Consider the following 11,982-nt stretch of genomic DNA (forward strand, 5'->3'; position numbering starts at 1 on the left):
GCGGGCTCAGGCGCCGTCGTCGAGCCGGAGGTAGCGGTAGAACTCCGCCTTGCGCTCCGCTAGCGTGTGGTGCTGGTTCGTCTCGTCCAGGACGAACTCGACCGGGGTGTCGACCTTGCGCAGGACCCAGCCGTGCTTGCGGGCGTAGCCGCACATCCAGATGTCCTCGACGAACGCGAAGTAGCGCGGCAATCCGGTGAAGAAGGACAGGTCGGAGACGATGTCGAGGTCGCAGGCGCAGCCGCCGGTGCCGACGTAGCTGACGCGGTCGCCCGGCTCGGCCGGCGTGCGCGCCCAGTACTCGCCCGCCATCGTCCACGCCCAGTACCCGGCGATGGTGTGCGGGCCGGACGCCTCCAGAAGATCCGTGAGGAAGTGGTCGCTGACATCCTGGTCGTCGTCGAGCATGACGAAGGTGCCGCGTGCGCCGGAGGCCCAGAGCTTCCGGGCGACGAAGAACCGGCCGAGCCCGCCGACGTTGACGGGGCTGCTGAACAGGGAGACGCCGGCGAGGGCGCCGTGCGGACGGTACGCCGCCACCCGCTCCCGGTAGTAGCGGTCGTCGGCCGGCCGGTTGTTCCACAGCAGGAGCCGCACGCGCGGTCCCTGCTGGGCGTCGAGCTCCGTGAGCACCGCGTCGATGCGTTCCCTGCGGTTCCAGAGGCACATGATCACGGTGATCTCGCCGGATCCGCCCGCCGGGTTCGCGGAGTACAGCGGACGCAGCCGGAACCGCCCCGCGCGGTACAACCGCATCGCCACCCGCCAGCGGGCCGCTGCCACCGCACGCCGCGCGAACGTCGCTGCGCTCACCGCGACACCCACCACAGCCGTCCCCACAGCCCGAGGCGGACAGCGAGCCGCACCGGGGCGAAGTACCAGGCCTCGTAGCGGTGCGAGAGGTACCGGTAGGCGCTGTCGTGGTGCGCCTTCTCCATGCGTTTGCGTTCGCGCGAGGTGGAGTGGGCGCCGGTGTGGGTGACGACGGCCTCCGGGATGTAAACATTGCGCCACCCCGCCCGGCCGAGCCGGTCGCCGAGGTCGACGTCTTCGAAGTACATGAAGTACCCCGGATCGAACCCGTCGATCTGGCGGTACGCGTCACCGCGGATGAGCAGGCAGGCGCCCGACAGCCAGCCGGCGTCCCGCCGGCTCTCCGTCTCGCTCTCAGCGCGGTAGCGCACGGACCACGGGTTCGTGGGCCACACCCGGCCGAACAGCGCGTGGGCCACCCCCGTACGCAGTGAGGGCAGTCGCCGCGCGGAGGGGTACACGGTGCCGTCCGCGTCCAGGATCTTCGGGCCGAGGGAGCCCGCGTCCGGGAGCTGCTCGCCGGCGGCGACGAGCGCATCCACGGCTCCGGGGGCGAATACGACATCCGGGTTCGCGACGAGAACGTAGTCCGGTGCCGCCGTCGCGGCGTCCACGGCCGCCCGGACGCCTCCGCCGTAGCCCTCGTTGACCTCGAGCTCGACGAAGCGATGGCCCGCCGCCGTCACGGCGGCCCGAACCGCCGCTGCCTCCTCGGACGCGTTGTCGGCGACGACGACCTCGTCGATGCGCCCGGCGTCCGCGAGCGAGGCGAGGAACGGCTGGATGGTGTCGCTCGAGTTGTACGTCACGGTCACCGCGAGCACCCTCGGGACAGCGTGCGCGGCGGGATCCGTCCCCTCGCCGGTCACGCCGACGGCTCGACGACCTCGGGGACGGAGTGCACCATCCCGATGGCGAGCGGATAGTACGGGACGTCGAACGAGCAGGCCTGCGGCTTGTCCGACAGGTGGCGGCCGGCCCGGTCCATCAGCGATGCGTTCACGAAGTACTTGCCGGCGCCGAAGCGGGCGTCGCGCAGCAGGAAGGCGACGGTCTGCCGCTCCTTGAGCCGTGACACCTCGGCGCCGATCCGTTCCGTCGTCGTGCCGTAGACCGGCTGCCCGAGCGTGTTGTCGATCTGGATCGCGCACTTCCAGTCCTCGATGCCCGTGTCGTGCTCCAGGGTGATCTCGATGCGCAGGTCGTCGCCCGGCTGCACCGGATCTCCGGCAGCCCGGCCGTCAGCCCACGCGCGCGCCTCCACGACCTTGCCGTGCTCCACGCTCACCGGGCCGTGCTTGGCGGTCTGCACGGCAGCCTCCGCTTCGGCCTCGAGCACGCGGCGGCCCTCGAGGACCTTGCGGAACTCGGTGACGGCACCGCCCGGCTCGCCGTCGTAGACGACCTCGCCCTTGTTCAGCAGGATGGCCCGGTCGGCCAGCTCCGTGACCTGACCCAGGTTGTGGGTGACGAGGATGATGGTCCGTCCCTCGTCCTGGAACGAGCGGATCTTGTCCAGGCACTTGCGCTGGAAGGCCTCGTCGCCGACGGCGAGGACCTCGTCGACCAGCAGCAGGTCCGGATCGGTGTGCACCGCGACGGCGAAGGCCAGCCGCACATACATGCCGGAGGAGTAGAACTTCACCTGCGTGTCGATGAAGTCGCCGATGCCGGAGAAGCCGAGGATCTCGTCGAACCGCTCCTCCGTCTCCTGCCGGCTGAGCCCGAGGATGGACGCGTTCAGGTAGACGTTCTCGCGACCCGTCAGATCCGGGTGGAAACCGGCGCCCAGCTCCAGGAGGGCGGCGATCCGGCCTCGGCGCGCGACGCTTCCGCTGGTGGGGTCGATGATGCCGCCGATGACCTTCAGCAGCGTGCTCTTGCCCGAGCCGTTGTGGCCGATCAGCGCGACCGTGTGGCCGGCGCGGATGTCGATGGTGACGTGGCGGAGGGCCCAGAACTCCTCGCGGTGCTGGCGCCCGCGGCCGAAGGCGACGAGTCGTTCCTTGAGGGAGTTGTCCTTGCGGATGACGAAGCGCTTCGAGACATCTCTCACCCGGACGATCTCCGGGGCTTCGTCCTCGGTCGCAGCCGCGGTGGCTGTTGTCGTGTCCGTCGTCATGCTCACACCACCTGCGCGAAGTTGCCCTGCAGGCGCGCGAAGACCCGCTGGAAGCCGAAGAGGAGGACGATGCCGATGACGAACGCGATGCCCATGCGCAGGAGCAGCTGGTCGGGGTAGTGGGCCACGCCCTGGCCGCCCACCCACATCGCCTTCTGGAACCCGAGAACGGCCAGCGTGATCGGATTGTCGGTGTAGATGTCGAGCGCGAGGCCGGGGCCGAGGGCCTCCTGCACCATGCTCCACGAGTAGACGATCGGCGAGGCCCACAGGAGCAGCAGCAGCACGACCTCGACCAGGTACTGGATATCGCGCAGATAGACGTTCACGGCGGCCAGCAGCAGCCCGAACGCCGTGCCGTACAGCAGGAGCAGCAGCACGGACGGGATGAGGTACCAGGTCTCGGCATGCAGCGGTGCCTTGCCGACCACGATCGTCGCGACCAGCAGGATCGCGAACTGGATGACGAAGTTGAACCCGGCCGAGCCCACGCTCGCCAGCGGGAAGATCTCGCGCGGGAGGTAGACCTTCTTGATCAGCCCGGCGTTCCCCACGATGGATGCGGTCGTCCCGCCGATGATCTCGCTGAAGAGCCCGTAGATGGTCAGGCCGGAGAAGACGTAGATGGCGAAGTCGGGGACGTCCCTCGCCGCGCCCAGGACCTTGCCGATGACGACCGCGTAGATGAGCAGCTGGGTCAGCGGGCGCACGAGCGTCCAGATGAAGCCCAGCACGCTGTCCTTGTAACGGGACTTGAGGTCGCGGCGCACGAGCAGGGAGAGGAGCTCGCGGTGCCGCAGGATGTCCCGCAGTGCTGCCCAGGACCCTCCGGACTTGTCGTCGCCGCCGACCGTCACCATCCGCTCCTGGGAGAGCGAACGGTATCGATCCAGTGCAGTCATTCAGTCGTCGTTTCTGTTCTCGGGCATCGATGGATTATAGCTTGCGGCGCCTGCGGGCGACCCATTCGGAGGTCGCGCGGAGCGGGCGGGTGAGCTTCCACGAGGAGCTCTGCTCCAGGCCGCGGATCCGCGTGGCGAGGTCGTTCACGACGCGGTTGCGCTCGGACACGATTCCCGCGACGCGGTCCGGGGCGGGCGCCGGGTCGGCGCAGAACGCGACGAGCGGCCGCAGCGTGTTCTCCCAGGTGTGCTCCCGGGCGTAGACCGCGATGTTCTCGGCGATGCGCGCGCGGGCCGCCGAGTCGTACAGCAACTCCTCGATGGCCCCGGCCAGCGCGTCGACGTCCTCGGGCGGAACGACGCGGCCGAGGTCGTGGTCGCGGATGATGTGGGCGAAGGTGTCGCCATCGGTGCTGATGATGGGGAGGGAGGCCCAGAGGTAGTCCAGGATGCGCGTCCGGAAGCTGAACGCCGTCTCCAGGTGCTCGTAGTGCGTGCTGACGCCGAGGTCGGCGTCGAGGAGGTAGTCCGCGCGGTCCGCGTACGGCACCCACGACTCGTTGAAGAAGACGGTCTCGCCGGTGAGCCCGAGCGCGTCGGCGCGCTCGCGGGCCTGCACCGCCATTTGCATGGTCGGGATGTTCGGGTTCGGGTGGGCCGCGCCCAGGAAGAACAGCCGGAGGTCGGGATGCGCCTTCCGCGCGACGGCGACCGCCTCGATGAGGGTGAGCGGGTCGAACCAGTTGTAGATGCCTCCGCCCCAGACGATCACCTTGTCGTCCGGACCGATGCCCGGGACGGTGCCCTTGATTCCGTGGCGGTTCTGCACGGGAGGCTCGTTCTGGACGCCGAAGGGCGCGACATCCAGCAGGGAGCGCAGGCCCGGGTCGCGGTCGTAGGTGGCGGGGTTGATGCGGGCGAGCCCGGCGAGCTGCCCGAGCCAGAAGTCGCGCTGCTTCTCGGAGGCGCAGACCAGGAAATCGGCGCGCTCCAGCTGGTCGTTGAGCACCTCGACGGTGTCGATGGCGACGGCCAGCCGGTCCTCCGGGTCCAGGTCCTTGCCCTGCTCCAGCTGCTCCAGGTGCATGGGGTCGTAGATGTCGGCGACGACGATCGTGTCGGTGGTCTTGATCCACGGGTGGCTGCGCAGGATGTGTCCCTGGAAGACGAGGACCTCCGCCCATTCGACGTGGGCGCGGAGGCCGCGGTCGTCCGCGAAGGCGACGTGGAAGTCGTCGTGCGAGAGATCGTCGGTCACCCGGTTCGTGGAGAGGAGGCGGACGTCCCCGACCGCGCTCAGCGCCTTGGCGATCTCCCACGCGCGGATCGCCGGGCCGGCCATGAGCACCCCGAGCGTGTCGGGGGTCACGACGAGGATCCGCCTCCTCTGGGCGGTGGCGGGGTCGGTGGTCGGCATGGTGCTCCTTCTGCGTCGTCGAGCGGGCCGCTCCACCGCGGGTCCGGGCCAGACCGTTGGAAGGGCGACGTCGCGGGGGAGGCCTCTCGCCCGCATCCGGGTAAGCGCCGAGCACGAAAGCCGGGGGGAAGGCTATCACCGGTACCGGGGAGCGCGGTGTGCGATCCGGCCAGGCCGGCTGCGCGGATTCTCAGCGACGGCCGCGCAGGAGCCGGGCGGCTCCATCGGCCAGCCGGACCACCCGGCGGCTGCGGAGCATCCCGAGCTGCTCGTGGAGCGCACGGTTCTCCTCGCGCGCCGCGTGCAGCTGGGCTGCAGCCGTCGCCCGGTCGTCGACAGCGGCGGCGAGCCGCCGGTCGAGATCGGCCAGCGCGAGTCCGACCGCGCGGTCCACGGGCTCCGTGGCGGCATCGACCGGACGATCGGCGACCGGCGAGCCGACGGCCTCGGCGATGCGCGTGTCCAGGACGTACTCGCCCGTGGAGAGCCCGGCCTCCAGCTCTGCGGCGTCAGGATGCCGGCACAGGTAGAGAGGATAGAGGACACCGGCGAGCAGGCGCCGGTAGTCCCGCATCCCGTGATGGTTCGGGCTCGGCGTGAGCTCGGAGTTCTCGTACGCGGACCCGGCGTTGCGGACCTTTCGGCTGTACTGCTCCCACGAGCGCCAGGGGAAGTGCAGCACCTCGACCTCGAAGCCGTCCGGGACGGGACCGCGGTTCTCGAGGCTCACGAAGTGGTTGCCCTGCACGACCTCGATGCCCGGGTCGCCGATGTGTGCCGCATCGTGCGTGGCGTGCGCCTTGAGGCCCACCCGGTGGAGCGTCGCCTCCGAGCGGAGGTCGCGGTAGACCAGACGCTGGAGGCCGGTGCCCGCGAGGGCGGCCGGGCCGATCATGTCGTGCACCGGGACATCGAAGGCCTGGATGCTCTTCGGGATCCCGCTGAACGCCTCCTTCAGGGTGAGACCGTCCGCACGGGGAAGCCAGAACTCGTCGGCGTCGGCATTGATGACCCAGTCCGCGCCGTGCTCCGTTGCCGCCTCCCGGGCCATGCGCGTCACGGTGACGGCCTGCTGCTTGCGGTGCTCCGGCTCGTGATGGAGGACGATCCGGCCGTCGGCCGCGAAGCCCTCGAGGAGTTCGGCTGTGCCGTCGACCGAGCCGTTGTCCGTGACGATGAGCGTGTCGACGCCCTGGGCCAGGTGGTGATCGATCATCGCGCCGACGATGTCGGCCTCGTCGCGCACCATCAGGGTCATGGCAAGTCTCACTGACGCCTCCTCGCCTCCCAGTCTAGGCGGGGCGGCTCCACCGGCCTCCCCACTAGACTTGCCCGGATGAACGCATGGATGAGCCGCGCACGTCGTGCGTTCGGCCGCCTGCTGCCGCCAGGATCACAGCGGGGACGAGTCCTCCGAGCGGGCAAAGAGGCCGCGCTCACGTTCCGTGCCCAGCTCCGGCCCCCGCTGCCGGAACCGGAGGTGGAGCCGGTGCCCCGCGGCCCCGGACTGACCGACTATGCGGAGTGGCGTGCCCAGCAGGCCCCGTTCGAGCCGCTCCCGCCCGGGCCGACGAGCAGTTTCCTGGTGCTCATCGAGACGACGGGCACCGAGGACGAGACCGGCGCAGTCGACGAGGCTGCGCGCGTCGCCGCGACGAGGGCGAGTCTCGACGCGCAGGTCGCGGTCGAGCCGCGTTCGCTGGTCGTGCGGACCGGCACGCCGCTGCGCGAGCTGCTCCCCGACGTCGTCGAGGACTTCGTGCTGTTCCTCAAGGCCGGATCCGTGCTCGACCCGCACGCCCTCGAGCAGGTGGCCAAGGAGCACCGCGTCGACCCGGTGTGCCGCGTGATCGGGTTCGACTCCGACCGCATCCTCTCCGACGGAACGCGCAGCTCGCCCCTGTTCCGCCCGGTCTGGTCGCCCGAGGTCCTGCTGGGGGCGAACTATCTGGGCCGTGCCTTCGCCATCCGGGTGCCGGACGCGCGGGCGGCGGTCGGTGTCACGCTCGACGACCACGGCATCTGGCGCCTCCTCCTGCGCTCCGAGCTGACCGAGTCGGCGGTGGGCCGCGTCCCGTTCGTGCTCCTCTCTGTTCCGGATGCGCCCGGCGCAGGTGCGGCCGGGGACGGTGCGGCCGGGGACGGTGCGACCGAGGAGGGTGCGACCGAGGAGGACGCCGCCATGGTCGCGCGTGCCCTCCACGACCGGGGGGAGGATGCGGCCACCGAGGTGAGCGACGGCATCGTCCGTGTCCGGTTCCGGCCGCAGCGCTGGCCGAGCGTGTCCATCGTCGTCCCCACGCGCCACAGCCGGGCCAATCTGGAGCGGCTGCTGCCGAGCCTGGCCACCACGGACTACCCGGCGTTCGACGTGACCGTCGTCGACAACGGCGGCGAGAACGACGAGAACGAGGCCTGGTACGCGGCCGTCGACCCCGGGATCCCCGTCCGTCACCGCTGGTGGCACGAGGAGCCCTTCAACTACTCCCGGGTCAACAACGTCGCAGCGCGCGAGACCGACGGCGAGGTGCTCGTCTTCCTCAACGACGACACGGAGATCGTGGACCCGGGCTGGCTGCGCGAGCTGGTCGGGATCCTGCAGCGCCAGGGCGTCGGTACGGCGGGCTTCCAGCTCCGCACCGGCGAGGGCCTGGTGCAGCACGGCGGAGTCATGCTCGGCCCCGGCGGTTTCGCGGCCAACCTGTTCGCCGGGATGCGCCCCGACGCCGACTCGCTGATCGGTCCCGTCCGCTGGTACCGCAACAGCCTTGCGGTCACCGCCGCCTGCGTCGGCATCCGTCGCGAGCTCTTCGAGGAGGTCGGCGGTTTCGACGAGCGCTTCCAGCTCACCGGGAGCGATGTCGTGCTCGGGCTGGACCAGGTCGTCCACGGCCGGCGCAACGTGGTCATCCCCTTCGACGCCGTCCGGCACTTCGAGTCGCTCACGCGCGGCGCTCACGCTCCGCGGGCGGACTCCTTCGCGAGCTACTGGCGCTACCAGCCGTGGCTCGTCGCCGGCGACCCCTACATCTCGCCGAACGTCTGCCGCCTGGTCGAAGTCCCGCGCTTCGCCGCCGCCGACGATCCGCCTCCGCTCCAGCTCACGATGGCGGGCCTCGGGCGGCCGTGGAAGTCGGATGCGCAGCAGTCCACCATCTCCGAGGACGCCACCGCCCTGATGCCGCTGGCCAGCATCACGGCCGCAGAGGTCGAGCAGGTGGTGGAGACGCACCGCGCGACGACCGGACGGCGGGAGGTGCGGACCATCAACTGGCTGCTCCCCGGCTTCGACCTCCCGTTCTTCGGCGGGGTCAACACCACCCTGCGGATGGCCGACAAACTGGCGCGCGACCACGGCGTCCTCAACCGGTTCTTCATCAACGGGCACCCGGCGAACGAGTTCTACGAGTCGGCGATCGTCGCCGCCTTCCCGGGCCTCGCCGGCTCGGAGGTCGGCCACTACTACGGCACGGAGGAAGGGCTCGCCGCCATCCCTCCGGCGGATGCTGCGATCGCCACGTTCTGGCTCACCGCCCGGGATGTCGCCAAGACGCTGGGCACGCCGCGGAAGTTCTACCTCATCCAGGACTATGAGCCGTCGTTCTATCCGGCGAGCACGATGTTCGCCATGACGGAGCAGACGTATCGCCTGGGCCTGTACGGCATCTGCAACACGCAAAGCATGCATGACATTTATTCGGGCGGGTACGGCGGGACGGCCACCTGGTTCGAGCCGGCAGTGGACCGGACGATCTTCCACGGCGAGGGGCGCCGCGAACCGCAGGCGGACGAGCCGGTGACGATCTTCGCCTATGCCCGCGACCACTTCCGGAACTGCTGGGAGCTGGTGTTCGCCGCCCTCAGCGAGATCAAGCGCCGCCACGGAGACCGTGTCCGCATTGTGGCCGCCGGAGCCAAGTACCTTCCGCCGAGCGCCGACTTCATCGACCTCGGGCTGCTCGACTACCGCGCGACCGGCCGCCTCTACCGCGAGACCGACATCGGGATCACCCTGCAGATCTCGCGTCACCCGTCCTACCTGCCCCTGGAGCTGATGGCGAGCCGCGTCGCCATGGTCGTCCCCGACTCGCCATGGTTCCGCTGGCTGTTCACCCCCGGCGAGAACGCGCAGACGACGATGATGACGTACGAAGAGGTCGTGGCGGCACTGGACGGACTGGTTCGGGATGCCGAGGCACGCCGTCGCATCGCGGCGGCAGGCGAGGCGACGATCGATGCGGCGCACTCCGACTGGGACGCCGCCCTCGACGGCATCTACGACTTCCTCAGCGACCCCGAGGCGAACGCGCGGCCGACGCAGGCGCCCCCGTGGATCGCCCCCTGACCCGCTCCATCCGCCGCGCCTCCACATTCGTGACGAATGTCGCTCTGCGCAGGCCGGTGGGGGCACATTCGTGACGAATGTTGCCCTACGCCGCCCGTGAAGGCACATTCGTGACGAATGTTGCTCTGCACAGGGCGTGGAGGCACATTCGTGACGAATGTTGCTCTGGGCCGGGGGTGGGGGTGCATTCGTGACGAATGTTGCCCTGCGGCGCCGGTGGGGGCGCATTCGTCACGAATGTTGCCCTGCGGCGCCGGTGGGGGCGCATTCGTCACGAATGTTGCCCTGCGGCGCCGGTGGGGGCGCATTCGTCACGAATGTTGCCCTGCGGCGCCGGTGGGGGCGCATTCGTCACGAATGTTGCCCTGCGGCGCCGGTGGAGGCACATTCGTGACGAATGTCGCCCTGCGCCGCCGGTGGGGCACTTTCGTGACGAATGTTGCTCTGGGCCGGGGGTGGAGGCACTTTCGTGACGAATGTTGCTCTGGGCCGGGGGTGGAGGCACATTCGTGACGAATGTTGCTCTGGGCCGGGGGTGGGGGTGCATTCGTGACGAATGTTGCTCTGCGGCGCCGGTTGGGGCACTTTCGTGACGAATGTTGCCCTGCGGCGCCGGTGGAGGCGCGTTCGTGACGAATGTCGCCCTGCGCCGCCGGTGGAGGCACATTCGTGACGAATGTCGCGGGGGCGGGAGCCTAGGCGGAGGGGGTCGAGACGGGCTCGTCCGCCGCCGCGAGGGCGGACGGTTCCGCGTCCCGCGCGGGGACAGGCTCGAAGAGGCGCGGGAGGGATCGCCAGACCCAGACGGTCGACAGACCGAGCGCGACGAGGGCGAGGAGCGTCAGTCCGATCGTGGATCCGGGAGGCTGCCATTCCGGCTGGAGCAGGAACTGGAACCACGAACGCTCGGGTGACGCGTACCGGCGCAGGGTGAAGAGGAAGGACGCGAGCTGCGCGATCCCGAGCAGCACCAGAACGGCCCGGAGCACGGACACCGTGCGGCGGTGCGCGAGGTCCTGGCCGGGTGCGCCGGCAGCTGCGGTCCGCCCGAGGACGCGGTCGAGCGCGAGGCCTCCTGCGATCGCGAGCATGAGGAAGACGGCGAGCATGTAGCGGCCCTGCCAGACGTCGCCGACCTGACGCCAGAGCGCGACCTGCACCATGATCGGCAGGACGAGGAGCGCGGCGCTGAAGCCCGCCGCCACCCAGCGCTCGCGTCCGCGTCCGAGGACGAGGGGGAGCACGATGAGCGCGACGAACACCGCGGACCAGAGCGTCTGGACGCCCTCGGGAGCTGGGACGTTCAGCGTGCCGAAGATGCCCGCGTCCTGACGCCAGTACAGGAACGTCTTCTCGAGCATGTCCTGCGCGACGCCCCAGAGGCTCCCCGGGTAGGGGACCTTGGCCGCGTGGACCGTGTTCTCGGGCCGCGTGAACCACCACAGGGCGAAGAGGCAGATCACCGCGAGCACGGCGAGGACGATCCAGGTGGAACGACGTCGCATCAGCGCGCGCCAGTCCTCGACGCGGAGCAGGGCCACGACCGCGATGGCGGCGAACACGACCCAGAGCATCGCCAGGCTCCGCCCGCCGGTCACGAAGGCGGCGGAGACGATGGCCGTCGCCACCGAGAACCCGAAAAGCCACCCGGACGGGCGTTCTCTCGCGAGCACCAGGAGCGATCCGAGGAGTGCTCCGGCAGCGGCCATCTCGATGGCATTGGGGTTGATGGAACCGCCCAGGAACACGACCATCGGGGTGATCACCGCGGCGGGGAGGAGCACGACCCAGCGGGCCCGGGGCAGGCGGACGAGGAGGACGGCCAGCGCGGCGAACAGAAGGCAGGTGACCGCGGCGGAGAAGATGCGCATGCCGTAGATCGCCGGCGCCCCGGTGAGGAAGGCGCTCGGCAGGCCGGCCATCAGGTAGTACACCGGGCTGTTCGTGTTGGCCGAGCTCGTGTACGGGATCAGCCGCCCATCCGAGACGATCGGGCCGATGCAGTTCGCGGACTGGTCCACCGCCGAGTTATAGCAGACGCCCGCCCCGTCGATCAGCAGGTAGCGCGGAGCCTCGAACTGCATGCCGTTCCCGACCACCTCGCCGTGCCAGGCGGCGGCGGCGCGGACGGCGTGGGACGGCTCGTCCGGCACGGAGTAGACGGGCGTGGCGAGGGCCCAGGCGGCCATCAGCAGGAACAGCCCGGCGAAGACGCCGCAGAACAATCGCCACGGAAAGCTCGTCGACCGTGCGGTGATGGCGGAGCGCGCGTGATCCATCGCGGAGAAGACCTCGTGTCCTGTTGAGCGGTGGGTGGAACCAGGTCAGCTTAGCAATCGCCTGGGAGGGCGCGGGGGGCCCGGATGGCCGCTTTGCTAGGCTG

8 protein-coding genes are annotated in these 11,982 nt (G+C 70.0%); 1 reads left to right on the plus strand and 7 read right to left on the minus strand.

Annotation, left to right across the window (positions count from 1 at the left end):
• Nucleotides 1-6: 6 nt before the first annotated feature.
• From BM287_RS05215 to BM287_RS18190, 6 genes are all read right to left on the minus strand, one after another.
• Complete coding sequence (locus tag BM287_RS05215) at nt 7-813, minus strand: glycosyltransferase family 2 protein (protein ID WP_139230621.1); 807 nt, start codon at nt 811-813, stop codon at nt 7-9.
• Complete coding sequence (locus BM287_RS05220; protein WP_090036658.1) at nt 810-1,682, minus strand: glycosyltransferase; 873 nt, start codon at nt 1,680-1,682, stop codon at nt 810-812. The genes BM287_RS05215 and BM287_RS05220 overlap by 4 nt, the downstream gene beginning before the upstream one ends.
• Nucleotides 1,679-2,935 (minus strand): ABC transporter ATP-binding protein, encoded by a 1,257-nt coding sequence (locus BM287_RS05225; RefSeq protein ID WP_090036660.1) that lies wholly within the window; start codon nt 2,933-2,935, stop codon nt 1,679-1,681. Before BM287_RS05225 ends, BM287_RS05220 begins: the two co-directional genes overlap by 4 nt.
• A 2-nt stretch (nt 2,936-2,937) precedes the next feature.
• Nucleotides 2,938-3,837, minus strand: coding sequence for an ABC transporter permease (locus tag BM287_RS05230; protein WP_090036662.1), 900 nt, complete (start codon nt 3,835-3,837; stop codon nt 2,938-2,940).
• Between the two features lie 34 nt (nt 3,838-3,871).
• Nucleotides 3,872-5,254 (minus strand): glycosyltransferase family 4 protein, encoded by a 1,383-nt coding sequence (locus tag BM287_RS05235; RefSeq protein ID WP_244527908.1) that lies wholly within the window; start codon nt 5,252-5,254, stop codon nt 3,872-3,874.
• 190 nt (nt 5,255-5,444) lie between these two features.
• Complete coding sequence (locus BM287_RS18190; RefSeq protein ID WP_280140925.1) at nt 5,445-6,524, minus strand: glycosyltransferase family 2 protein; 1,080 nt, start codon at nt 6,522-6,524, stop codon at nt 5,445-5,447.
• A 66-nt stretch (nt 6,525-6,590) separates the two neighbouring features.
• On the opposite strand from BM287_RS18190, the gene BM287_RS05245 reads away from it, so the two are divergent.
• Nucleotides 6,591-9,599 carry a rhamnosyltransferase WsaF family glycosyltransferase gene (locus tag BM287_RS05245; RefSeq protein ID WP_090036668.1) on the plus strand — a complete coding sequence of 1,003 codons (3,009 nt, stop codon included), beginning with the start codon at nt 6,591-6,593 and terminating at the stop codon, nt 9,597-9,599.
• Between the two features lie 695 nt (nt 9,600-10,294).
• Here the strand turns inward: BM287_RS05245 and BM287_RS05250 are convergent.
• Nucleotides 10,295-11,878 carry a DUF2142 domain-containing protein gene (locus tag BM287_RS05250; RefSeq protein ID WP_090036670.1) on the minus strand — a complete coding sequence of 528 codons (1,584 nt, stop codon included), beginning with the start codon at nt 11,876-11,878 and terminating at the stop codon, nt 10,295-10,297.
• Between the last annotated feature and the right edge of the window lie 104 nt (nt 11,879-11,982).

The sequence above is a fragment of the Leifsonia sp. CL147 genome, assembly GCF_900114565.1.
Taxonomy (GTDB): Bacteria; Actinomycetota; Actinomycetes; order Actinomycetales; family Microbacteriaceae; genus Leifsonia.

Bases quoted from the DNA above. Each gene is read 5' to 3' on its own strand.
- BM287_RS05235 (WP_244527908.1), bottom strand. From the start codon at position 5,254: ATGCCGACCACCGACCCCGCCACCGCCCAGAGGAGGCGGATCCTCGTC.
- BM287_RS05250 (WP_090036670.1), bottom strand. From the start codon at position 11,878: ATGGATCACGCGCGCTCCGCCATCACCGCACGGTCGACGAGCTTTCCG.
- BM287_RS05230 (WP_090036662.1), bottom strand. From the start codon at position 3,837: ATGACTGCACTGGATCGATACCGTTCGCTCTCCCAGGAGCGGATGGTG.
- BM287_RS05225 (WP_090036660.1), bottom strand. From the start codon at position 2,935: ATGACGACGGACACGACAACAGCCACCGCGGCTGCGACCGAGGACGAA.
- BM287_RS05245 (WP_090036668.1), top strand. From the start codon at position 6,591: ATGAACGCATGGATGAGCCGCGCACGTCGTGCGTTCGGCCGCCTGCTG.